Raw genomic sequence first — 22,693 nt, 5'->3', positions numbered from 1 at the left:
ACGGGACGGGTCAGGTGGCCTTGATCGTGGGCCACGCGTTCGGACGGCAGCCGCCAAGCCCCTTCGTCTGCTGCATCATCACCGGCGCCGGCGTCTTCGCCTTCGCGCAGGTCGAGTGCCCATGCCCCAGCGCGTGGCCGACCTCGTGGTTGACCAGGTAACTGCGGTAGAGCGCGACATCCCCGCCGTACGCCGGCACTGCGTACATCCACCGCTTGGCGTTCAGCACGACCCGGTCCTCGACCCGGCAGGACACCTCACCGCCGGTATCGAGCGGCAGACACAACTTGTCGGTGAGCGTCGGCGTGGCCACGATGATCCGCAGATCCACATCGGCCTTGTCGGTGCGCTCAAAGCTCACCGGGTGCACCGCCTGCCACCCGCGCGCATCCGTCAGCGTCTTGTGAATAGCCGCCGCCACCGCCGCCGGGTTGACCGACACACCCTGCTCGATCTCCACCCGGTACGTCAGCTTGTCCCGCACCCCAGTGGCCTTGTCGACCCCCGGCACCACGGACAGCTTCCCGCTGGACGCCGTCACATTCGGCTTCGCGCCCTTCGGCTGCCGAGTCAACGTAGGTGCCGGCCGCAACGGCGTCGTCAGATGCACCGAAGGAGTAGGCGTCGGCGTCGACTTCACCTCAGGCGCCTGCTGCGCAACCGGAGTGCTTGCCCCGGCAACAACCTCAGCAGCCAAACTCCGCCGCCCGGTCACATCCGGATGCACCACCATCACAGTCCCCAGCACCGCCAACGCAGTCACCGAAAACCACTGCATCCGATGAGACTTCCGTCGGCTGTGCCGACCGCGCGCAGAAACGCCAGCACGCTGGCCATTCCGCCCGGTGGTCATGCCGATTCACCCTACAGACTCCGGAGCCCTGCACAAAAGAGCACCCGTATGTCGGTCCGCGCTGGTAACTCTTGGCAGGTGCTTCGAACAGTTAGCGGCGATCTGCTGCGCGATGATGCCGATGCCTTGGTCAACGCCGTCAACACAGCGGGCGTCATGGGCAAAGGCATCGCCCTGCAGTTCAAACAGACCTGGCCGGACATGTTCCGCGACTACCGCGCCGCCTGCCAACGCGGCGAAATCCAACTCGGCCACATGCACGTCTGGTCGGCGCCACCTTGCTTCATCATCAACTTCCCGACCAAACAGCACTGGCGCTCGACCTCGAAGCTGACCGACATCGAGGCCGGCCTGGTCGATCTGGTCCGCGTGATCGACGAGCTCGAACTCGAGTCGATCGCGATCCCACCCCTCGGCTGCGGGTACGGCGGGCTCACCTGGGCGGACGTCGAGCCGCTCATCCACCACGAGCTCGCCCCGGTCGCCGATCGCGTAGACATCCGCATCTTCGCACCAGCCGCCTGACTCCGATATCCGCAGGGTTGCCGCCCCTTTGTGGATCACCATGGGCGTCGGCTGCCCATTTCGGTCCACAAAGGCGCCGTACCGCACCTGATGGGTTGACCAGCGCGGTCCCCGGCCACGCCGAGGCACCCATCAGTCGTTTTCCGGCCCGATCAATGACTGAACCGTGCTCAAGGCGCGTGCCACGGGGTTCGCGCGGAAACCGGTTGGCTGGGCTTGGGGGTGCACCGGCCGGTGATGAACATCGGCAGGGCTGGGGAGCGCTACCCCACCTGAATCGGCAGGTAGCACTCCCCAAACTCCCCCAACGGATACCAAATCCACGACCGCAAACCGGGACCGACCAAAGCCGGCGCGGCGACCGGGAGACGCCGTTAACTCCAGGGGTGTCTGTCTCCGGCCACATGTGGTGGCGCGGGGCGGCGGCCACTGGGGAGTTCTGCCGGTCAATCCCGGTTCATTGCGCTCCCCAGCCCAGCTGAACAACCGCGCGCGGTTCAGGGGATGGGTGGGACAACCGCGGGAGGCGAAGTTACGCCGTGCGGGTGCGGAGGAATTTGCCGAAGTGGGGGACGGTGAAGGCTACGGTTCCGCGTTCGGCGGAGAAGACGAGGCCTTTCTTGATCAGGCCGTCTCGGGCTGGGGAGAGGGACTGGGGTTTGCGGTTGAGGGTGGTGGCTACCTCGGCGGTGGGGACTGAGCCGTCGTCGGCGGCTATGCCTAGTTCGGCCATGGCGCGCATGTATTCGCGTTCGGCCGGGGTCGCGCGCTCGTAGCGGGAGCCGAAGAAGCCGACGGTTAGTTCGGCGGAGGCTGAGGGGGCGGCTACGGCTACGTCTTTGATGGTGATGGGGGAGGTGGGGGCGTGGTCCCAGGTGGCGTGGGCGAAGGCTTGGACGAAGTACGGGTAGCCGTCGGTCTGGGCGTAGAGCTCGTCCAAGGCTTCGGGGTCGTACTCAACGCCTTCGGACTCGGCGGGGATCATCAGCGCGCGGTCACACGCCTCACGCTCCAGGCGATCGACCCGCACGTAGCGGAAGAGTCGCTCGGAGTAGGACTTGCTGGCGGACAGTACGGCGGGCAGGTGGGGCAGGCCAGCTCCGACAACCACCATGGGCGCTGACTGCTGCGAGATCTCGTGGCAGGCGGCGCAGAGCGCGGACAGGTCGTCAGTACTGATGTCCTGCATCTCGTCGATGAACAGTCCGACGCCAACCGACAGATCGCCGGCCAGGTCAGCCGCATCGGTGAACAGCTCGATCAGGTCCATCTCAAGGTCACCGGAGTCCGCACGGCCCTTTGCGGCGGCCACATCCACCGGCGGGTGCCAGCGCATACCCTTCCGGTCGCTCACATCGGTCCGCAGCGCAAAAGCCTTCAGTACGGCGCTGAACTGGTCGACCCGCTCGTCGTCGCGGTGCCGGTGTCCCAGCTCGCGCATCGCGGTGTGCAGCGCCTGAGCGATCGGCAACCGGATGCTCTGATCCGGCCGGGCCTCGATCTTCCCAGTCCCCCAGGCGCGCTTGATCGCCTGACTCCGCAGCGTATTGAGCAGAACTGTCTTGCCCACCCCACGGAGTCCACTCAGAACGAGACTCCGCTCCGGTCTGCCTGCAGCGACGCGTTCGAGCACTACCTCGAACTGCCGCACCTCGGTGTCGCGTCCGGCCAGCTCAGGCGGCCGCTGACCGGCGCCGGGCGCATAGGGATTCCGGATCGGATCCATGCTGCCACTGTATGAGGCTGTCTAGCATTTTCCGTAGATTGACCAATCAACAACCAGAGCGTGTCGCGAGGACTCTCTACAACTTTCTAGCAAAAACAGTAGATAGTGATAGACACCCCCAGCGACCCGAATAGCACTATCGTTCCCGCATGGTTGGGCGGGTGGAGTGGGCAGTGCAGGCCGCGGCGTTGTACGAGCGGGTGCACCAGCAGTACGTCGGGGGTGCTCGGAAGCTCGAGTCGTTGATCAATGAGTTGATCGGCGAGGAAGAGGGCATCAACTACCTCACCGCGACCGCCCGGGCCAAGGATCCCGAGTCGTTCCTGGCCAAGGCTTCCAAGCCGCATCCGGATGATCCGCAGCGGCCCAAGTACGAGGAGCCGCTGGAGCAGATCACCGACTTGGTCGCGGCTCGGGTCATCACGTTCCTGGTCGAGGCGGTGGAACGGGTGTGTGAGGTGATCGAGGAAGAGTTCGAGATCGTCGAGCACACCGACATGGGTGCGCATACTCGCGCACAGGGTGTTTTCGGCTATGCCAGCAAGCACTATCTGGTGCGGCTGAACGCGCATCGGCGCGAACTGCCGGAGTACGCCGTACTGAAGAACCTGACGATGGAGATCCAGGTCCGGACCGCGGTTCAGCACGCGTGGGCCGAGTTCGAGCACGACATCCGGTACAAGCTGGACATCCCGCCGGACCGCAAGCCGGAGTTCGACCGGCGGTTCCTGCTGGCGGCTGCGCTGATGGAACTGGTCGACAATGAGTTCACCGAGATCGACCGGCTCTACCGTGAGCTGGCGGCCGCTGCGCCGAACAAGTCGCCGCGAGACCTCAACACCTCGATCCTGACGACGTACCTGACCCGTCGTTACCCGGATGCCCCCCACGCCAAGACGAACCACTACGCGTGGATTCTGAGCATCCTGTCCCGCATGGGCGTCACCACCGAGGAAGGGCTCACCGAACTGCTCGCAGACGTCGACAGCGTCGCCGTACAGGCTGCGATGACGCATCGGTTCCCCGCCGGCACCGTACGGCGGCTGGACGACGACCTGCTCGCTGCGCGGGGGACGGCGTACGTCGATCTGTTCCCGGAAGAGGAGCGCCGGCAGAAGATCCTGCGCGGTCGCCTGCGGGCCCTCGGCACGGCCGGGATCACCGAGGCTTAACTCCGGGTCCCCGACAAGGGGTGGGAAAAGGGTTTGACGGGCTGTCGGAGGGCCCGCCTAGGGTTGAGGTATTCGCCTGGTCAGGTGCCCTTCATACCCCCTCTATGTCCCTGTTTGTGAGACGTCATGTCTTTGCGCCTCCTTCCGTTTGCCGACCCAGGTGTGCCAGACACCCGGTCCGGACTCCGACTCATTCTCTGGCTCGAGCACCAGCAGCTGCGCGGCCAAGCGCTCGCGATCTTCTGGGGTTTGATCTTCTTCGGCGGGATCGCCGCGGCCCCGATCGCGGTCGGCATGGCCGTGCAGGCCGTGATCGACAAGTCCGGGTCGAGGCTGATCCTCGCCGGTGCACTCCTGCTTGCCTTCGGTGCGGCCAAAGCCGGAGCGGACTCGTTCTTCCACCGTGCCGTGGTCTCCAACTGGATCAGTACGGCGTCGCGTCTGCAGCAACTGCTGATGCGCAAGGCGTCGGAGCTGGGCTCGTTGCTCACGCGGCGGATCGCGGCCGGCGAAGTGGTGGCGGTGAGCAGCGGCGACGTCGAGAAGATCGGCTGGTTCGTCGAGGTGCTCGGCCGGTTCGCCGCCGCCCTGCTGACGTCGTTCGCCGTGGTGATCGGGCTACTGTTCTACGAGCCGCAGCTCGGTCTAGTCGTCGCCATCGCCGTTCCGGTGCTGGCCTTCTCGATCGTGCCGCTGATGGGCCCGGCCGAGCGTCGCGCCGACGCCCAGCGGGCCAAGGGCGGTCGTGCCACCGAGCTGGCCGCGGACACTGTGGCCGGTCTGCGCGTGCTGCGCGGCATCGGCGGTGAGCAGCTGTTCCTGGACCGCTACCGCGCCGCCTCCCAGGAGTACCGCGCCAGTGCAGTCCGTAGCGCTCGCATGTGGTCGCTGATCGCCGCACTGCAGGTTCTGCTGTTCGGTCTGTTCCTGGTGCTGATCGTCTGGATGGGCGTCCGGATGGTGTCGTCCGGCCGGATCTCGGTCGGTGAGCTCGTCACGACGTACGGGTTCATTACTTTCCTGATGGTGCCGCTGCACACGTTCGAGGAGACCGCGAGCGCGTTCATCTTCTCGAAGGTGTCGGCCAAGCGGGCTGCTCGGGTGCTGTCACTGCAGCGCACCGACGAGACCATGGGCACGGCTGCGGCGCAGCTGCCTGAGGGCGATCTGTTCGACCCGGTCTCCGGTCTGCAGGTGCCGGCTGGTTCCTTCACCGCAGTGGTGTCCGGCGATCCGGATGCGGGCGGTCTGCTGGCCGACCGGCTGGGCGGACACAGTCCGACGGCCGAGCCGGATGAGGCGTCGGTGCAGCTGGGCGGTGTGGGTCTGGATGACCTGCCGCTGGATTCGGCGCGCACGGTCGTCATGGTGCAGGACAAGGACCCGGTGCTGCTGTCTGGCACAGTGCGCGACCTGTTCGACGTACCGTCCAGTGGTGCGGTCTCTCCGGAGACAGCACTGGAGGCTGCGCAGTGCGCGGACATCCTCGACGTACTGCGTCAGAGCTTGCCTGCCGGTGAAACCGATGCGATGCAGGCAGTGCTGACCGAGCGCGGCCGTTCGCTGTCCGGTGGGCAGCGGCAGCGCGTTGCACTGGCCAGATCCCTGTACGTCGATCCGCAGGTGCTCGTGCTCGACGAACCGACCAGTGCGGTCGACGCGCACACCGAGGCCCGGATCGCTGACGGACTGCGCCTCTTAAGGGCCGGACGGACCACTGTGGTGTTCACGTCCAGCCCGCTGATGCTGGACCGCGCGGAGCGGGTGGTGTTCGTGCCGGATGGGCGCGTCGACGCTGTCGGCACGCACCACGAACTGGTGCACACCAATCCGCGGTACCGCGCGGTCGTCACCCGTGAACAAGAGCCAACTCTTGAGGAGTCGGTGTGAAGCCCCCTCTGTACGACCCGGCAGCGCCACAGGAAGTGGTCCGGCTGCCGGTGGCAGGGAGCGCGACTGTTCGCGCCTACCTGAAGACGCTGTTCCGCAGGCACCGCCGTGCGTTCGGGTGGCTGACTGTGGTGAACGCAGCGGCCGCGCTGAGCGGCATGGTCGGGCCCTGGCTGCTCGGCAACGTGGTCCAGAAGCTGTCCGAAGGTCAGAAGGACGTCGACCTGCCGTATGTCGTGCTGGGCTTCACTATCGCCCTGCTGGTGCAGACGGTGTTCGTCCGAATGACCAGACTGCGTGGTGCGGTGCTCGGTGAGGAGATGCTCGCGGATCTGCGCGAGGACTTCCTGGTCCGGGCCGTCGGGCTGCCGCCTGGTGTGCTGGAGCGCGCCGGGACCGGTGACCTGCTGTCCCGGATCACCACCGACATCGACCGGCTCTCGCACGCCATGCGAGACGCCGTGCCGCAGCTGACGATCGCCGTGCTGTGGGCGTCACTACTGATCGGCGCACTGATTGTCACCGCACCGCCGCTGGCGCTCGCGGTGGTGATCGCTGCACCGATCCTGATCATCGGCGGCCGGTGGTACTTCCGCCGTGCACCGCAGGCCTACCGGTCGGAGGCCGCCGGGTACGCCGCAGTTGCCTCCGCGCTGGCGGAGACCGTGGACGCCGGCCGGACTGTCGAGTCGCACCGGCTCGGCGCTCGCCGGATCGGTCTGGGTGACACCCGGATCGGTCAGTGGGTCGCCTGGGAGAAGTACACGCTCTACCTGCGGATGATCCTGTTCCCGGTGATCAACATGACCCACACGGTCGCACTGGCCGCCGTGCTGATGATCGGTGGCGGTTTCGTCCTCCAGGGCTGGATGACCGTCGGCGCACTCACCACGAGCGCGCTATACATCCAGATGCTCATTGAGCCGGTCAACATGATGATCCGCTGGTACGACGAACTCCAGGTGGCGCAGGTGTCGCTCGCCCGGCTGGTTGGCGTCCGCGAGGTCGAGACCGAGCAGTCTGGTGAGGGACGCGAGCCGAATGGCCGGACTGTGCTGGCTGACGAGGTGCGCTTCGGCTACCTCGAGGGACGCGACGTGCTGCACGGCGTCACGCTCACTGTCGCGCCCGGAGCCCGGGTCGCGCTCGTGGGCCCGTCCGGTGCCGGCAAGTCCACACTGGGCAGGCTGCTGGCCGGGATCTACTCGCCGCGGGTCGGTGACATCACCCTGGGTGGTGCGGCCCTCGACAAGATGTCGGCCGAGCAGGTGCGCAGTCACGTGGCCCTGGTCAACCAGGAGCACCACGTGTTCGTCGGCAGTGTCCGCGACAACCTGCGGCTGGCTCGGACAGAGGCGACCGACGCTGACCTGTGGGCGGCACTGCGGTCGGTAGATGCCGACGGCTGGGTCGCTGGGTTCGACGACGGTCTCGACACCGAGGTGGGCTCGGGTGGCGTCACGCTGACGCCGGCCCAGGCTCAGCAGGTCGCGCTGGCCCGGCTGGTGCTGGCCGACCCGCACACGCTGGTCCTCGACGAGGCGACCTCGTTGATGGACCCGCGGGCCGCTCGGCACCTGGAGCGGTCGTTGGCCGGGGTCCTGGAGGGCAGGACCGTGGTGGCGATCGCGCACCGCCTGCACACCGCACACGATGCGGACGTGATTGCGGTGGTCGAGGACGGCAGGATTGTGGAGCTGGGCGGACATGACGAGCTGGTCGATGCCCAGGGCCCCTATGCCGCGCTGTGGCACTCCTGGCACGGCGAACGCTGACCCGTTGCACCAAGTGGCAGCCTGATCGGCTGCCACTTGGTCGCTCCCCATGTGAGGATGAAGTGTGCTGACGACGTTGCTCTCGCTGCCCACTGCCATGGCTTTCGACGTGAACGACGAGGGCCGGGTGCTCGTCCTGTACGACGGCACCGGCGTCCGGCAGGTCAACGAGATCACGCCGGACGGTGATTGGCGCCCGCTGACCGAGCTCGCTGACACCTGCCGCAGCGCCCGGTTCGTCCCGGACAGCCGACTGGTGGTCATCGAGCACGACACCGGCGGGAACGAGCGCGGTCAGCTCTCGCTCCTCGACCTCGACGAGCCCGGTCTGCCCACGCTGACCCCGCTCGTGCACGACCTCGACTACCTCCATCACCTGGTCGCCGCCAAGCCCGGCCGGGTGCTCTACACGACCAACCGCCGCAACCGGGTCGACTTCGACCTGGTTGCCCGCGACCTCGCCACCGGCGCGGACACGGTGCTGTACGACGGCGGGGGCTGGGTCATGGGCGTCAGCCCGTCGCCGGACGACCAGTGGGTCGTGCTGACGGTGGCCACCGTCCCGGCGAACTCTTTCCAGCTCCTGCTGGTCGAGACGGCTACTCAGACGGTCACCGAGCTCACTCCGGCCGATGCACACAACGACCAGGGCCAGGTGTCCTGGCTGCCGGACTCTTCCGCCTTCGTGGTGTCGACCGACGCGGACCGGGACCGGAAGGCCCTGCGCCGCTACGAATTGAGCACGGCGGTGTGGAGCGACGTACTGGTGGACGATGCGCGCGACCTGGCCGCTTGGGTGTCGCCGGACGGCGAGCGGCTGCTGGTGGCCGTTGTCGACGACGGCGAGGTGTCACTGGCGACGCATCGGCTGTCCGACGGCTCAGAGCTCAACCGCCTCGACCTGCCGGCCGGCGGCTGCGCGGCGCTCAGTATGACGACTCCCGACCCGGTCTGGTCGCCGGACGGGTCGTTCGTCACGCTCACCTACAACTCCCCGACCACACCGCCGACGGTGCATCGCTATGACCCAGCCACCGGCGAAGTGGTCGCCGTACCGGCTCCGGGGATGCCTGAGGTGCCGAAGCTGACGCTGCCGGAGAGCCTGCGGGTGCCGTCGTTCGACGGTGAGCAGGTGCCGGTCTTCGTCTACCGGCCGACCGGACCCGACCTAGGGTCGACCGTGCTGCACATCCACGGTGGACCCGAGGGCGCGGCGATGCGCGTCTGGCAGCCGATGATCGCGGCCCTGGCCGCCGAGGGCCACACGGTGATCGTGCCGAACGTGCGCGGCTCAGCGGCGTACGGCAAGCGCTGGTACTCGCTGGACGACCGCGCCCTCCGACTGGACTCGGTGAAGGATCTGGCCGCGATCCACGCCTGGCTCCCGACCATCGGCGCCGACCAGAGCCGCGCAGTCCTGTGGGGCGGTTCGTACGGCGGCTACATGGTGCTGGCCGGTCTCGCCTTCCAGCCAGAGCTGTGGGCGGCCGGCGTGGACATCGTCGGGATCGCCTCGCTGGTGACCTTCCTGGAGAACACCTCCGACTACCGGCGCGCGACGCGTGAGCGCGAGTACGGCTACCTCGCGACCGACCGCGAGTTCCTGGAGAGCGCGAGCCCGCTGAGCCGCGTCGACGACATCAGGGCGCCGCTGTTCGTCATCCACGGCGCCAACGACCCCCGCGTCCCGCTGTCCGAGGCGGAGCAGATCACTGCGGCGCTGGAGCAGCGCGGTGTGCCGTGTGAGCTCGCCGTGTACTCGGACGAGGGCCATGGTCTGGCCAAGCTGAAGAACAAGCTGGACGCGTACCCGCGGGCGCTCAGCTTCCTGCGGCAGCACCTGGCCACAGTGGAGTGAGTGTCGCGGCTGCCGCATCCAACCGGACCGGCAGCCCCAGCGGTACGGCGAGGTTGAGGTCCTCGTGCCCGATCGCGGCACCCGCCACCATCGGCAGGCCTAGCGGCTCAAGACGCTCCAGTACGACGTCTGCCGCGAGCCCCTGGTCGTCGGACTCGCTGAAGTCCCCGACGACGATCCCAGTCACCCGGTCGAACCACCCGGACCGCAGCAGCTGAGTGAGCATCCGGTCGATGCGATACCCCTGCTCGCTCACGTCCTCTAGTACGACGACTCCGGCCGGTGCCGCGTAGGTCGGCGTACCGATGCTTGTCGCAAGCAGTGCGAGGTTGCCGCCGCGCAGCACGCCCTCGGCGACCCCATCGACGAGTGTGCGGGCGCCCCGCGGTGCGAACAGGTCCGTGACACTGGCTGGCTCGAAGAGCAGGTCATGCAGACGCGTGCGCCCCTCCTCCACCCCCAGCTGCTCAACAGCCGCTGCCATCGGCCCGTGGACCGTCACCAGGCCGCGGGCGTTCAGCGGCTCGTGCAGTGCAGTGATGTCGCTGAAACCCACGAACCACTTCGGTACGGCGACCAGCTCGTCGAAGTCGACCAGCTCAAGCATCCGCTGTACGCCGTACCCGCCGCGTGCACAGAACACCGCAGCGAACCTGTCGTCCAGCCACGCGTCCCGGAGGTCAGCGGCCCGCGCCTTGTCCTCAGCAGCCAGGTAGGCGAACCGCTCATGCCCAGCCAGCACCGACGGCATCACCTCAACCTCGAGCCCCCACTCCTTCAGGTACTCAAGAGCGACGTCAAGCCGCTCCCCCTGCACCCGGCCAGACGGCGCCACCACCGCAATCCGGTCCCCACTCCGCAGCCGCTCCGGCACCACCACGCTCGTCACCCGCCGACCCTATCCCGCCCCATTTGATAGGCCCACCCACCGGATTGTGGGTGTACCCACCGCATGCAGCTAGCCCACCCACCACGCGATGGGTCAGCCCACGAAATGGGGATCACCGGGTGACCTTGAGGTCGGCGGATTGGGAGGTGCCGTTGACGGTGACGGTGAGGCGGGCTGTGCCCGGGCGGAGGGCGGTGAGTTGGCCGGTGGCTGGGTCGTACGACGCTACTGACCAGAAGGGGGCAGTGGCGGCGGGGCCGATGTGAACCGAGCCTTGCCACTCGGCGGAGACGGGGAAGGTGACGGGGACTCTGCGGCCGTCTTGAACGACGGTGGCGGAGGCAGGCGCCGTAGCGCCGACGCGGAGGGTGCTGGGGGCCGAGAGCTCCAGGGTGTCCACGTGCGGGCGCAGCTCCAGCTGGAGCCAGCTGGGTTCGCGGCCGATGCCTACTAGCGCCCAGCCGGTGAAGCCGCCGGCATCTGGCGCGGCGGCGGGGCTCTTGCCGGAGTTGCCGGTGAGCGGGAGCAGCACGCCGTCAGTGCGGGTCGCGGCGAAGGTGCCGGCGTGAGCGGCCATGTAGGCGGCGCCCTTGCCTGTCTTGGCGCGGAAGTCGGCCAGCCACTTCACGACCAGCGCGGCTTCCTTGCGGTCGACGAGCTGGGAGTTCTGGGTCGGGGACGGGTCGTCGATCGGGTGGTGGGCCAGCACGACGACGTTGCGGATCGACTTGTTGCGGGTGGCGTCGTCCAACTGGGCACGGAGGTCGAGGATCTGCGCGAATCCGCCGGCCCGCAAGGAACCCAGCGACGAGTCACGCAGTACGAAGCGGGTGCCCTTGTGGTCGAACGTGCTGGTCGGCGCCCCGAAGACCTTGGTCCACTCGGACAGGTCGCCCGGCCCGTAGCTCTCGTGGTTACCCGGCACGTAGTGCACCGGGACCTTGCCGGCGACCTCTTCATCGAGGATCCGCTTGGCCAGCGCGATGTCCGGGCCGAACGCGCGGTCGACGAAGTCGCCGTTGATGATCAGGAAGTCCGGGTGCTGCGCGAGCGCCTCGCGGATCGTCCGCCGGGCCTGCTTCACGTAGTCGGAGTTCGGGTCGTCGGCGGTGAACTGCGCGTCCGACATCACCGCGAACCGCCAGCGCCCGCCACCCGTGACGGTCCCGTCGGTGACGACCATCGGGTCGACGACCTTGGCCGGGGGCGCGAGGTTCACCGGCGGCGCGCTGCGAATCGTCAGGTCGTCGATGATGATCCGTCCGGAGTACTGCCGGGTCGGGACCGTCTCCACGACATAGATCCGCCAGAACCGCAGCGGCATGGTCAAACCGGCCGGGATGCTGGCCTCGACGTACTTCCAACCGACCCAATCCACCGCCGCGGCCAGGTTCACCGTCTGCGCCGAACCGCCGGCCCCGTCGTACGCGTTGGCGCGCAACCACGCGCCCTTGCCGTCGCCGTAGACCCAGACGCCGAGCTTCTGCGGCTGCCCGGGCAGCGTCTGCTGCGGGGTCTGCGCCAGGTACGCCGCTCGGGTCGCCGTACTGCCGGTGAGCGAGTAGTCGAGCGCGATCGCCTGGCCGCCGTCGTGACCTTCGGCTGCGGATCGCGACGCCGTGGCCGCACCAGCCGGTACGGCGTTTGCTGCCCACTTACTCACGTCGTCGAGCTCATCCACGACTGTGCTGGCCAGGCCGGCCGTGACGCTGAGCTGCGTGGTGAGTTTGCCGACGGTGGCCGTCACGACGGCTGACACTGCTTCGTTGCTCAGTGCATTGACTTCGAAACCATTGCCCTTGGCAACGACCTTCAGGACTGCCGGATCGTAGCTCAGCTTGACGTCTCGCGGCTCGATCCAGGTCGCGAAACCATCCGCATCGTAACCGTCGACCTCGAAGAAGCCCTTGGCCGCGGAGTCGGCCAGCGATACCTGCCGGCTCGACGGCGCCAACCGGATCGGCGCGCCCAGAACCGTCATCGGGAACCTCCCGTTCGCCGTCCCCCGCACTGCGCTGACCACCGCGTCGCCAGCTCGCCGGCCGGTGACCACGCCATGCTGATCAACGCGGATGTTGCTGCCCCCGAACCAGTACGGCGTACCGGTTGCGGGCGCGAAGGTTTCGTCGTGACCGGTCGCGGTGAGCACGCGGCTCAGCCCGGTGAGCACTCGGGAGCTGCGAGACAGGTCCGCATCGGCGTCAGCGGCCGCCGTACCGGTGGATTCGATGCGGAAGCCTTTGAGCTTGCCGGAGCCCTTGACCGGGACTAGGCCGAGGCCGTTCGGCACCACTCGCTCGCCGCCGTCGGAGGGGTCGTTGACCACGCCGGGCGCAGCATCGCCCGGGGTGCGGGCGAGCATGGTTGAGGATCCGCCGCCGTCGAGGTTGAGCGCGTCGTCGGCACCGAGGCCGATCATCAGCTGGCCCATTTCCTTGAGCGACAACCCACGCGAACCGGTTGCTCGGCCGTCGACGGTCAGCAGGATCATTCGGCTGCCGTCGGCGTCGAATCCGATCGCCGTGCGCGGTGCGAGGTCGGCATCCGGTACGCCGGCCGGTACGGCGCCATCCCTCGCGAGTTGCACATTTCCGCTGATGCCGACCGCGACCTGGGACGCGTCGGGGCGCAATCCGTAGTCGACCGAGACTTTGTCGCCGACCTCGAAGGCGGTGAGCGCGTCGGCACCGGCTTCGCGGCCGATGAGCGCCTGCTCGTTGGCCGCCAGGACCGTCGTACCGGGGGTTGCTGCGGAGGAGACGACGACGCCGTCGCGCAGGATCACCTCCCGGACAGTCGGGAGCCCGTCGACGGTTCGGATCCGGGCGACGTCACCCCACTCGGGGGTGTAGAGGCCGATGCCGCCGGAGTCGACGGACGGGGAATTGAGATTGGTGAGCGCGAGCTTGGTGGCGTCGTCGTCGGTCGCGGTGCCTTGCAGGAAGAGCTGCGCGATCCGGCCGAGGCCGTTCTTGCCGATGACCGCGGTGTCGTTATGACCGGCGGCCGGGGCGTTGATGAGTCGCCCGCCCTGCTCAACACCGACGCCGAGGGGCGCGGTGGTGTCGTTGATGTCGAAGAAGTCGCCGTTGACGCCGGCGATCGCGCCCTTCCGGGCGAGCTGCTGACTCAGCGGTGAGCCGCCAGAGACCTTCCCGGTACTGACGTAGTCAACCGTCACCCCGTGCTTGTCGAGATCGGTCGTCAGCAGGTCGCCCCGCAGCCAGCCTTTGGGATCGAGCCGCTCGAACGCCGTGTACGTGACGCCGGGCGCGACTGGAGAGTCCGCGCGACTCGTCACCAGGCCGTCGCCGGCCAACCCTGGATCAGCGGCATGGGCGGGGGCTAGGGCGAAACCGGCGAGCAGAGCGCCGACAGAGAGCGCCGTACAGGTGGGTCGGACGAGCGGCACGGGAGCCTCCACTGACTAGATGCCGGTGACAAAGTAACGTCACCGGCACCCAAGCGGAAGCTTTTCTTCTCGAACGTCAGGTGATCAGTCGGTGCTGACCGGCTTGCCCTGGCTCTCCCAGGCGTGCATACCGCCGTCGAGGTTGATCGCGTCGCGACCGACCGAGTTCAGGAACTGGGTGGCCATACCGGAGCGGCCGCCGACGGCGCAGACGCAGAGGATCTTCTGGTCGTTCGGCACCTCGCCGACCCGATCCTGCAGGTCACCGAGCGGAATGTGGATGGCGCCCTCGATGTGTCCGCGGGCCCATTCGTCGGGCTCGCGCACGTCCAGCACGAAGGCCTCTGCGAGCAGCGCGTCGTCGAGCTCGGCCACCACGACCGAAGGGATCTGCTGATTCTGGGACATGCCCCCGATGATGTCAGACCCGGCGACCTGGTGCCGACCCGGTTTGATCAACTGACGACGTAGGCAATCTGCCGCCCTGACAATGGTTCACATTCCAGCCGTTGAATTGTGAGAACGCTTACCGTCTACTGGGCGTGATCGGTCAGTCGTCCACAGTGACCGGTCGGACTCTAATCCGCCCCGATAGAGGAGTCGTCCATGCGTAATCCCATGCCCAGATTCGCCCGGCTACTGATCGCCGGTGTTCTGATCAGCGGTGGTGCGGTGGCCACCGCGGTCGCTGCACCGCCATCCACGCCGGCCGCCGAGGCCGCGACCAGCGCGATCCAGGCACCGCCGCTCAGCAAGACGGCGGACAACTACTGGACCGCCGAGAAGATGGCCAAGGCCATCCCGTACGACTTGGCGCCGGACGCCAAGGGAACCGTCGGCAAGGTCGTGAACAACACCAGCGGTGTTGCTTCGCACCCGGTCGCCCCGAAGGGCCGCAGCACGATGGCTGACCCGGTCCCGAGCACCGCGGGCAAGCTGTTCTTCACCAAGAACGGCGCCAACTACGTCTGCTCGGCAGCGACGATCAACAACAACTACAAGAACCTGATCGTCACGGCCGGACACTGTGTGCACGGTGGTTCCGGTGGCGCCTGGCACGCGAACTTCCGGTTCGCGCCGGCCTACTACAACGGCGAATCCGGCTACGGCTCCTACAACTGGAGCAACGTCCGGACGTTCAACTCGTGGATCAACAGCAGCGACTTCAGCCACGACCAGGCGTTCATCACGCTCCAGAAGCGCAACAACGTCAACGTCGTCGACGCAGTCGGCGGTAACGGCCTCGTCTGGGGCAACGGTCGCGCCCAGAGCAACACCCGCATCTGGGGCTGGCCGGCCGAGCCGCCGTACAACGGCCAGGTCCCGTACTACTGCGATGGCAACACCTACGCGTGGGGCTCCACCGACGCCGCCCTGCCCTGCACCATGAACGGCGGCGCCAGCGGCGGCCCCTGGATGAAGGACCGCATCAACGCCAACCTGGGCTACGTCTTCGCGGAGACCTCGCGCCGCACCACCAGCGGCACGCCGACCTTGCTCGCGACCCCGAACTCCGGTGACGTGAAGACAATGTTCGACCTGATGACCACCTAGTACGACGCACAGCGGCCCTCGCCCGGGATATCCGGTCGAGGGCCGCTGTCATGTCTCAGTTGCTGTTGATAAAGGTGCGGGCGAGTTCTTGGCCGCGGGAGGTGGCGAGGGTCTGGTTTTCGATCGGGTTGATGGTCGAGTTCTTGAAGACGATGTAGGTGACCGGGCCGTCGGTGCCGCCGTTGGCCGGGTTCGGGTTGATGCCTAGGGCAACGGCTGAGGCGTACGACGCCTCGCCGATGATGTCGGTCGGGCCGGTGTCGCCGACGACGGCGTACTTGACCTGGTTGTTGTAGATGACCGCGACCACACCGCCACCGGCGATCTGGAAGTTCTGGTAGTTCCACGTGCCGCTCGGGCTCGGTACGACGACGTACGGGAGCTGGGCTGCGTTCAGCGGCTGGTTCGTCGAGGTGTGGAAGGCGGTGTCCGGCTGGAACCAGGGGTCGGTCTGCTCGTTGCATTGCGTGGTGCGCAGGCCGTCGCAGTCGATGTCGAGGTCGGCCTTCCAGAAGACAGCGCCATTCTTGCCGCAGACCGGGACGGTCGGGCTCAACTCGGTGTCGGTCTTGTAGAGGCCGTTGGAGATCTGGCTGCAGCCGGTGACCTTGGCGAGCAGTTCGGCCGCAGTCGGCGCGCCACCGCCGCCACCGGAGTCGGAGACTGTGAGGGAGTCGAGATTCGGGCCGCCGTTCGCGGTGGTTGCCGTTGCCTTGATGGTGTGCGAACCCGCGGACAGGGTCGCGTTGACCGTGCTGGTGTTCCAGGTCGTCCACGCGCCGGTGCCGGCGAACTGCGGCGTACTGACGGTTGTCCCGTCGACCGCGATCGACATCGGGCGGTTCACCGTGGTCCCGTTGGCGAAGCGGAAGACCAGCGAGGCATTGCCGCCGGCACCGACGTTGACTGTGAAGGTGACCGAAGAGCCGGTCACATTGTCGTAGTTGACGAACCCGGAGCCGGTGAATCCGTTGTGGTTGGACTCCACCACGCCTTGGGTCCGGGCTGCATTTTCAGCCTCGTACGACGTGGTTGCTGCCGTGGCCGTGGTCGCGATCGTGGGAATCAGCAACGCACTGCCGATCACTGCGAGGGCGAATGCGAGGGGGCGGATACGCATCGAGCACACCTCCGATAGTTAAGAAACTTTCCTAACTGTCGGAACGCGCATTCCTACTGTCAAGGGCCCAGAGGTTCCGGAACTATTTGAGGAACTTCGACAGGCGGCGGTCGGCCAATGGTTTACCGCCGGTCTGACAGGTCGCGCAATACTGCAAGGAAGAGTCGGCGAAGCTCACCTCGCGCACGATGTCGCCGCAGACCGGACATTTCTGGCCCGTCCGCCCATGCACCCGCAGGCCGGACTTCTTCTCCGACTTCAGGTCCTGTACGGCGAGGCCGGCGGACCGGTCGACCGCATCCTGCAGCGTTTCGCGCATGGCGCCGTACAGCGTGGTCAGCTCGTCGTCGGTCAGATTGGAGGCCGGTTTGAACGGGCTCATCTTCGCGACGTGCAGGATCTCGTCGGAGTAGGCATTGCCGATCCCCGCGATCACCGACTGATTACGCAGCACACCCTTCATCTGCACGCGCCCGGCCTTCTTGAGGATCGCGCTGAAGTCCTCGATGGACAGCGAGAACGGCTCGGGCCCGAGCCGCGCGATCCCCGGGACCTCGGCGGGATCACGAACGACGTACACAGCGAGTTTCTTCTGGGTGCCGGCCTCGGTCAGGTCGAACCCGGACCCGTCGTCGAACGCCGTCCGCAACGCGATCGGGCCCTTGCCGGGCCGGACCAGCGTGGTCGACTGCTCGTCACGCCAACGCAGCCAGCCCGCCCGGGCGAGGTGGATGATCAGGTGCACACCCTGAGCGGAGAAGTCGAGGAACTTCCCATGCCGCTGGACGTCGTCGATCAGCAGACCGACCAGCGCCGACACCGGCGGGTCATAGGTCTTCAGCGCGCTGATCGCGGTGATGTCAGCGCGCACGAACGCCCGCCCGACGGCACGCTCCCGCAGGAAAACCGCCAGCGACTCGACCTCCGGCAACTCAGGCACAGCAACAGTGTGCCCGATACCAGGGACAGTTTCGGGTTATCACCCATAGGAGACAGGTTGTGCGGGCCGATAGTGTCAAGGACAAGTCAACGAAGGAGGCCCCCATGGGAGGCTTGGTGAAGAACTTGCTGAAAGGCGCGGTCGTCGCGAAGGTGGTTCAGGTTGCACAGCGTGAGCTGAGCAAGCCGGCGAACCAGCAGAAGATCAAGCAGGCGTTCCAGAAGATCCAGCAGCGCCGCACGCACTAGACAGGCTTGTGCGCCTGCAACGTGTAGGTCGCTGCCAGCCGCTCGGGGTTGTCGGTGAGTCGCCACTCACCGGCACCATCCACGGTCATCAGACCGTCCAGCCCACACCAGGGCGCGCTGTCGTGCTCGGCGAGTGAATCGAACACCAGCCCCGCCTTCTGTACGGCGGTGATGGTCTCGCCGAGCCCGTGATTCCAGTCGTGCGTGGTGTTCTGGGTGAACTCCACGTCGGTCTCGACGTAGGTGCCACCCTCCTCGAAGACCGTCGCTTCGGCCGTCTCGAAGTACGGGTACTTCAACGCCACCTCGCGATTGACGGACTCCAGCGCCCACAACATCGGGTGCCCTTCGCGGATGAAGAGCCGCCCGCCGGGCTTCAACAGGCCGGCCACGACCTGCGCCCAGCGGTCGATGTCCGGGATCCAGCACAACGCGCCGATCCCGGTGTAGACGAGGTCGTACGACGACGCCCCGAGCACCTCGACCGCGTCGTACACGTCGGCCACATGGAAGTCGGCCTCCAGCCCCAGCTCGTCCGCCAGCGCCTGCGCGGCCTCGACCGCGGGCGGCGAGAAGTCCAGCCCGCTCATCCGCGCCCCGAGCCGGGCCAGCGACAGCGTGTCCGTACCGATGTGGCACTGCAGGTGCACCCCGCGCAGCCCGGAGATGTCCCCGAGCCGCGGCAGGTCGAAGCGAACAACCTCACTCAGGTACGACGAGTCTGTGGCGAAGTCGGCCACGTGGTAGCTCGGTGAAGCCACGTGGGCCGCGACGCGTTCGTCCCAGCTGGCTCGGTTGATCTCGCGGTAGTCGGTCACCGCCCGACTGTGGCACAACCGGGCGGTGGGTTCGATCGGTTTATTCGACGGCAGTGGTCCAGATGCGCGCCTTGTAGAACTGCGCGCCCGACCGCGAGCGATCCGCCGACTGGGAGAAGCGGACCGTCTTGTTGGCCCAGTCGCGCGGCTGGGTGCCGTCGCCGCGGATCGACACGACCTCGCCCGAGGAGTGCTTCACGTACGACTTCACACTCCGCTCCGAGGAGATCTGCCGGCTACGGAACGTCCCGCCGTCGGTGAGAAGTTCGTAGACGCCCTTGGTCGCTGTGATCAGCATCTTGTTCTTGTTGGTGTAGTCGGGCTGCAGGTCGTGCCCGAGGTTCCCGCTGCCGAGGCTGAAGTGGGCGGCGTACTTGAGCCGGGTGTTCCGGCCGCTGCCCATGACCGCGTAGTGGCTGAAGCGGTTCTTGCCGACCACCCAGAGCAGCTTGAAGGTCGGGTCCCACAGCACTCCGTGCGCGCCGGCGTAGTCGACCGTCTGCACCTGCTTCAGGCTGGCCAGGTTGCCGACGCTGGTCGGCGCGTACAGCGTGAGTTTGCCGTCGGAGCTCGCCACTACGACCGAGCCGTTCCCCGGCACCCGCTCGATCGCATGCGGGTTGCCACCCGGTGTCGCGCTCCACTTCAGGTCGTTGCCTTCGGTGTGCTTCTCGCTACCGATGTCGACGATGCCTGCCTTGCCGCCGGACGCGGCCACCAAGGCGATCCAGCCCTGCGCCTCGGTGGCGCGGATCTTCACATCACTCAGGTTCGCCCAGGCGCCGCCACCCGGAGTGAAACTCCAGTGCACGTTCGCGTCGGTGAACGCTTTGCTCTTAGGGAAAACCAGCACCTTGTTCTTGGTCTGCTCGGTGGTGGCCACGTAATAGTCCGTGGCCGCCACCGCGTCCTGCTGCCCCAGAAGTGTTGCCGCCGGCGCGGCTACCGCTGCCGCCGCCAGCCCTTGCAGGAACGTCCTGCGCTGCATCACAGTGTCTCCTCACAGTCGAGAGCGTGATCTTGAGGTCCTTAGATCAGCAAACCCGACTGTTGGTTCACGAGTAGACCAAAGTCACGCGGCGTGACGACCGGGGTGGCTGAGACGAGCCACATGAATCCGCCGTACGGCGGCCGGGGTTGCGGTGGGCTTTCCGGTGAAGGGCTTGGCCGAGCCGCCGAGGGCGAGCAGGTCCAGCTTGGTTCGGGCCACGTCACGGTCGCCGGTCGAGCCGTCCAGATCGGCGGTGTGCCGACGGTGGCTGACCTCGAGGGCCGCAATCAGGGCCAGTACGAGTACTGCGATCACCACGATTCCGTTCATGGCAGTAATCTTGCTACCAACTAGATCCCGCCACAATTGGCACTTTTGACATACTCCATCAACTTCCTGCCATACTGGCTGCATGCTGCGGAAGATCGCCGTCGTACTGCTGGAGGACGTGTCCCTGTTCGAGTTCGGCGTGGTCTCCGAGGTGTTCGGGATCGACCGGACCGACGACGGGGTGCCGCCGTTCGAGTTCAAGGTCTGCGCGGCTGAGCCGGGCGTACCCATGTCCACCAGTAGTAGTCACTCGGCCGTCATCGCGCCGTACGGGCTGGAGGAAATGGAGGACGCCGACCTGATCGCGGTGCCGGCGACCACCTGGCGGCATGCGTACGACGAGCGCACGCTTGAGGCACTACGGAGGGCCGAGGCGCGCGGGGCGATCCTGCTGACCGTCTGCTCGGGCGCCTTCGTGCTGGGCGCTGCTGGGCTGCTGGATGGCCGGCCATGCACCACGCACTGGCGCTACGCGCAGCAGTTCGAGGAGCAGTTCCCGCTGGCCAAGCTGGATGCGGACGTGCTGTTCGTCGACGACGGCAACATCATCACCAGCGCCGGCACGGCGGCCGGAATCGACGCCTGCCTCCACCTGGTCCGCCGCGAGCTCGGTAGCGCAGTGGCGACCCGCATCGCGCGCCGCATGGTCGTCCCGCCGCAGCGCGACGGCGGCCAGCGCCAGTACGTCGAGGTGCCGGTCCCCGAGCAGTCCGGCGAGAGCCTGCAGCCGGTGCTGGACTGGATGGTCGAGAACCTCACGGTCGAGCACACCGTGCCCGCACTGGCCCGCCAGGCGCAGATGTCCGAGCGCACCTTCGCCCGGCGCTTCGTCGCCGAGACCGGGACCACACCGCTCAAGTGGGTCACCACCCAGCGCGTACTGCGCGCCCGGACACTGCTTGAGCAGACCCGGATGGGGATCGAGCAGATCGCCTCGGAGTCCGGATTCGGGACCGCGGCACTGCTGCGGCACCACTTCCGCCGCGTCGTCGGCGTACCGCCGCAGGACTACCGGCGCACATTCCGTACCACAGCGTGACGTGACGCACACGATTTGCAACGACCCGGGGGCCTCCCACTAGGATCGTGGAAGTATCACGGGGGCGGATTCAGGCGGTGGTTGCAACGCCGGGTGGATTTGCTTGGTCGGATAGTAGTTTGTCGAGGGCCTCGGTGGGGGTGCGCCAGTTGAGGCGTTTGCGGGGCCGGTTGTTGAGTTCGGTGGCGACTTTGTCGAGGTAGCCGGGTCCCCAGCGGGATAGGTCGGTGCCTTTGGGGAAGTACTGGCGCAGGAGGCCGTTGGTGTTTTCGTTGGTGCCGCGCTGCCAGGGTGAGTGCGGGTCGCAGAAGTAGATGTCCAGGCCGGTGGCCTCGGCGATCCGGGCGTGGCCGGCCATCTCGCGGCCTTGATCCCAGGTCAGGGTGCGGCGCAGGTGTTGAGGTAGTTCGGTCATTTTGCGGGTCATTGCGTCGGCGACGGTGGCGGCGGTGTGGTTGTCGCGCAGGTGGAGCAGGAGAACGAATCCGGTGGCCCGCTCGACCAGGGTGCCGATCGCGGATCCGGACTCGGCCGATCCGAGGATCAGGTCGCCTTCCCAGTCGCCGGGAACGGCGCGGTCTTCGACTTCTTTGGGGCGCTCGGAGATGTTGACCATGTCCGGGATCCGGCCGCGTCGTTCACCCTCGGTCCGGCGTGGTTTGCGCAGCCCCCGGCCGGTGCGTAGGTGCTTGACCAGCTCACGTTTCAGCGCGCCGCGTCCTTGGACATACAGCGATTGGTAGATGGTTTCGGGTGACACCCACATCTCCGGATCGTCGGGGAAATCCTCACGCAGCCGGGCCGCGATCTGCTCAGGACTGTGATTCTCCTTCAACCGGGCCTGGACCACGCGGCGCAGAGCCAGGTGCGTTGCCAGTTTCGCCTCCTTCGGCCGGCGCGCTTTCACGTCCGCGTCCGCCTGGGCCAACGACGCCCGATACGGGCGGTGATGACCATCGTCGGTTCTCTGCGGGATCCGTTTCAGTTCCCGGCTGATCGTGGACGGATCCCGCCCTAGCCGTTCGGCGATCTTGCGCCGGCTCATGCCGCCGGCATACAGCACGGCGATCTCTTCCCGCTCGGCCAAACACAAGTACCGCCCCTGCCCACCAGCCTGCGCCTTCGGCATCACCCCACCACGATCGCTGAACCACTGACGACCCTTATCGGCCGACACACCAGCCGCTACCGCGGCCTCCTTCACCCCCACCCCCGCACGCACCCCACGCCAAAACCGGTACTCCAGCTCCACCGGCAACCGCGGACGACCCCTCCGAACACCCACCACAACACCCCTTTCAACAAGCCGGTGTTGCAACCACCCCTAGAACCCGCCGCCGAAAAACTCACGCGTAGTGGCGGCCGGAGCGGCTGGCCAGGCGTGACCGGGCCAACAGTTGGGGGCTTGAACAAGAAACGGTGGGCCGGGACAGACATCCCAGGAGCTAAGGGTGTCAAGCTGCGAGTGGTTCGGTGTGGTGTTGCCAGGCGGTTTCTTCGTTGTAGGGGGTGCTGGTTTTGAGGCAGCCGTGGAGGATGCCGACGAGGCGGTT

19 protein-coding genes are annotated in these 22,693 nt (G+C 67.0%); 8 read left to right on the top strand and 11 right to left on the bottom strand.

Translation table 11 applies throughout. The annotated features are described in order from the left end of the window. Positions 1-10: 10 nt before the first annotated feature. Positions 11-778 carry a DUF3152 domain-containing protein gene (locus tag E1263_RS25765; RefSeq protein WP_238161529.1) on the bottom strand — a complete coding sequence of 256 codons (768 nt, stop codon included), beginning with the start codon at positions 776-778 and terminating at the stop codon, positions 11-13. A 153-nt stretch (positions 779-931) separates the two neighbouring features. On the opposite strand from E1263_RS25765, the gene E1263_RS25760 reads away from it, so the two are divergent. Continuing rightward, positions 932-1,378 (top strand): macro domain-containing protein, encoded by a 447-nt coding sequence (locus E1263_RS25760; RefSeq protein WP_238161528.1) that lies wholly within the window; start codon positions 932-934, stop codon positions 1,376-1,378. A 532-nt stretch (positions 1,379-1,910) separates the two neighbouring features. Here E1263_RS25760 and E1263_RS25755 read toward each other — a convergent pair. Continuing rightward, positions 1,911-3,104 carry an ATP-binding protein gene (locus E1263_RS25755; protein ID WP_132171774.1) on the bottom strand — a complete coding sequence of 398 codons (1,194 nt, stop codon included), beginning with the start codon at positions 3,102-3,104 and terminating at the stop codon, positions 1,911-1,913. Between the two features lie 149 nt (positions 3,105-3,253). On the opposite strand from E1263_RS25755, the gene E1263_RS25750 reads away from it, so the two are divergent. The 4 genes from E1263_RS25750 (at position 3,254) to E1263_RS25735 (ending at position 9,799) form a co-directional block, all read left to right on the top strand. Next, a complete protein-coding gene (locus tag E1263_RS25750; protein ID WP_132171772.1) occupies positions 3,254-4,276 on the top strand; it encodes a GTP pyrophosphokinase in 1,023 nt (340 codons plus the stop codon). 126 nt (positions 4,277-4,402) lie between these two features. Further along, on the top strand, positions 4,403-6,166 hold the full coding sequence (locus tag E1263_RS25745; protein WP_132171770.1) for an ABC transporter transmembrane domain-containing protein: 1,764 nt from the start codon (positions 4,403-4,405) through the stop codon (positions 6,164-6,166). After that, the gene (locus tag E1263_RS25740; protein WP_132171768.1) at positions 6,163-7,941 is read left to right on the top strand and encodes an ABC transporter ATP-binding protein; all 1,779 of its coding nucleotides are present in this window, start codon (positions 6,163-6,165) and stop codon (positions 7,939-7,941) included. The genes E1263_RS25745 and E1263_RS25740 overlap by 4 nt, the downstream gene beginning before the upstream one ends. Before the next feature lie 64 nt (positions 7,942-8,005). Beyond that, positions 8,006-9,799, top strand: a complete 1,794-nt coding sequence (locus E1263_RS25735) for a S9 family peptidase (RefSeq protein ID WP_202869051.1) — start codon at positions 8,006-8,008, stop codon at positions 9,797-9,799. Here the strand turns inward: E1263_RS25735 and E1263_RS25730 are convergent. The 3 genes from E1263_RS25730 to E1263_RS25720 all read right to left on the bottom strand — a co-directional run bounded on the left by E1263_RS25730 (position 9,762) and on the right by E1263_RS25720 (position 14,508). After that, the gene (locus E1263_RS25730; protein ID WP_132171766.1) at positions 9,762-10,688 is read right to left on the bottom strand and encodes a S66 peptidase family protein; all 927 of its coding nucleotides are present in this window, start codon (positions 10,686-10,688) and stop codon (positions 9,762-9,764) included. The two genes, E1263_RS25735 and E1263_RS25730, sit on opposite strands and share 38 nt — an antisense overlap. A 112-nt stretch (positions 10,689-10,800) precedes the next feature. After that, entirely contained in the window at positions 10,801-14,100 is a 3,300-nt protein-coding gene (locus E1263_RS25725; protein ID WP_132171764.1) for a phosphodiester glycosidase family protein, read from the bottom strand. A gap of 84 nt (positions 14,101-14,184) precedes the next feature. Next, positions 14,185-14,508 carry a rhodanese-like domain-containing protein gene (locus E1263_RS25720; RefSeq protein ID WP_132171762.1) on the bottom strand — a complete coding sequence of 108 codons (324 nt, stop codon included), beginning with the start codon at positions 14,506-14,508 and terminating at the stop codon, positions 14,185-14,187. A 198-nt stretch (positions 14,509-14,706) separates the two neighbouring features. Here E1263_RS25720 and E1263_RS25715 point away from each other — a divergent pair, with 198 nt between their 5' ends. Beyond that, complete coding sequence (locus E1263_RS25715) at positions 14,707-15,654, top strand: trypsin-like serine peptidase (RefSeq protein WP_132171760.1); 948 nt, start codon at positions 14,707-14,709, stop codon at positions 15,652-15,654. Positions 15,655-15,709: 55 nt separating this feature from the next. Here E1263_RS25715 and E1263_RS43790 read toward each other — a convergent pair whose 3' ends face one another. Both E1263_RS43790 and E1263_RS25705 read right to left on the bottom strand, forming a co-directional pair. Continuing rightward, positions 15,710-16,774: a glycoside hydrolase family 75 protein gene (locus tag E1263_RS43790; protein WP_132171758.1), complete on the bottom strand. Its 1,065-nt coding sequence runs from the start codon at positions 16,772-16,774 to the stop codon at positions 15,710-15,712. A gap of 82 nt (positions 16,775-16,856) precedes the next feature. Further along, a complete protein-coding gene (locus tag E1263_RS25705; RefSeq protein WP_132171756.1) occupies positions 16,857-17,714 on the bottom strand; it encodes an Fpg/Nei family DNA glycosylase in 858 nt (285 codons plus the stop codon). A gap of 104 nt (positions 17,715-17,818) precedes the next feature. Here E1263_RS25705 and E1263_RS42840 point away from each other — a divergent pair, with 104 nt between their 5' ends. After that, on the top strand, positions 17,819-17,962 hold the full coding sequence (locus tag E1263_RS42840; RefSeq protein ID WP_165956745.1) for a hypothetical protein: 144 nt from the start codon (positions 17,819-17,821) through the stop codon (positions 17,960-17,962). Here the strand turns inward: E1263_RS42840 and E1263_RS25700 are convergent. The 3 genes from E1263_RS25700 to E1263_RS25690 form a co-directional block, all read right to left on the bottom strand. Next, on the bottom strand, positions 17,959-18,780 hold the full coding sequence (locus tag E1263_RS25700; protein ID WP_132171754.1) for a class I SAM-dependent methyltransferase: 822 nt from the start codon (positions 18,778-18,780) through the stop codon (positions 17,959-17,961). The two genes, E1263_RS42840 and E1263_RS25700, sit on opposite strands and share 4 nt — an antisense overlap. Positions 18,781-18,820: 40 nt before the next feature. Further along, on the bottom strand, positions 18,821-19,768 hold the full coding sequence (locus E1263_RS25695) for a DUF6528 family protein (RefSeq protein ID WP_132171752.1): 948 nt from the start codon (positions 19,766-19,768) through the stop codon (positions 18,821-18,823). Between the two features lie 84 nt (positions 19,769-19,852). Beyond that, a complete protein-coding gene (locus E1263_RS25690) occupies positions 19,853-20,101 on the bottom strand; it encodes a hypothetical protein (RefSeq protein ID WP_132171750.1) in 249 nt (82 codons plus the stop codon). Positions 20,102-20,183: 82 nt separating this feature from the next. On the opposite strand from E1263_RS25690, the gene E1263_RS25685 reads away from it, so the two are divergent. Then, on the top strand, positions 20,184-21,140 hold the full coding sequence (locus E1263_RS25685; protein ID WP_132171748.1) for a GlxA family transcriptional regulator: 957 nt from the start codon (positions 20,184-20,186) through the stop codon (positions 21,138-21,140). A 70-nt stretch (positions 21,141-21,210) separates the two neighbouring features. Here the strand turns inward: E1263_RS25685 and E1263_RS25680 are convergent, their stop codons facing one another. Next, complete coding sequence (locus E1263_RS25680) at positions 21,211-22,425, bottom strand: IS30 family transposase (RefSeq protein WP_420323391.1); 1,215 nt, start codon at positions 22,423-22,425, stop codon at positions 21,211-21,213. Positions 22,426-22,693 lie beyond the last annotated feature (268 nt).

It is taken from the genome of Kribbella antibiotica, assembly GCF_004349055.1.
GTDB classification, from domain to species: domain Bacteria; phylum Actinomycetota; class Actinomycetes; order Propionibacteriales; family Kribbellaceae; genus Kribbella; species Kribbella antibiotica.
Note: the sequence above shows the minus strand (reverse complement) of the source record. Positions and strands in the feature narration are given on the sequence as shown.

What these genes read in the sequence shown, in the direction of transcription:
- E1263_RS25765 (WP_238161529.1), bottom strand. Translation starts at nt 778, where the DNA reads ATGCAGTGGTTTTCGGTGACTGCGTTGGCGGTGCTGGGGACTGTGATG.
- E1263_RS25755 (WP_132171774.1), bottom strand. Translation starts at nt 3,104, where the DNA reads ATGGATCCGATCCGGAATCCCTATGCGCCCGGCGCCGGTCAGCGGCCG.
- E1263_RS25750 (WP_132171772.1), top strand. Translation starts at nt 3,254, where the DNA reads ATGGTTGGGCGGGTGGAGTGGGCAGTGCAGGCCGCGGCGTTGTACGAG.
- E1263_RS25745 (WP_132171770.1), top strand. Translation starts at nt 4,403, where the DNA reads ATGTCTTTGCGCCTCCTTCCGTTTGCCGACCCAGGTGTGCCAGACACC.
- E1263_RS25720 (WP_132171762.1), bottom strand. Translation starts at nt 14,508, where the DNA reads ATGTCCCAGAATCAGCAGATCCCTTCGGTCGTGGTGGCCGAGCTCGAC.
- E1263_RS25715 (WP_132171760.1), top strand. Translation starts at nt 14,707, where the DNA reads ATGCGTAATCCCATGCCCAGATTCGCCCGGCTACTGATCGCCGGTGTT.
- E1263_RS43790 (WP_132171758.1), bottom strand. Translation starts at nt 16,774, where the DNA reads ATGCGTATCCGCCCCCTCGCATTCGCCCTCGCAGTGATCGGCAGTGCG.
- E1263_RS42840 (WP_165956745.1), top strand. Translation starts at nt 17,819, where the DNA reads ATGGGAGGCTTGGTGAAGAACTTGCTGAAAGGCGCGGTCGTCGCGAAG.
- E1263_RS25695 (WP_132171752.1), bottom strand. Translation starts at nt 19,768, where the DNA reads ATGCAGCGCAGGACGTTCCTGCAAGGGCTGGCGGCGGCAGCGGTAGCC.
- E1263_RS25690 (WP_132171750.1), bottom strand. Translation starts at nt 20,101, where the DNA reads ATGAACGGAATCGTGGTGATCGCAGTACTCGTACTGGCCCTGATTGCG.
- E1263_RS25685 (WP_132171748.1), top strand. Translation starts at nt 20,184, where the DNA reads ATGCTGCGGAAGATCGCCGTCGTACTGCTGGAGGACGTGTCCCTGTTC.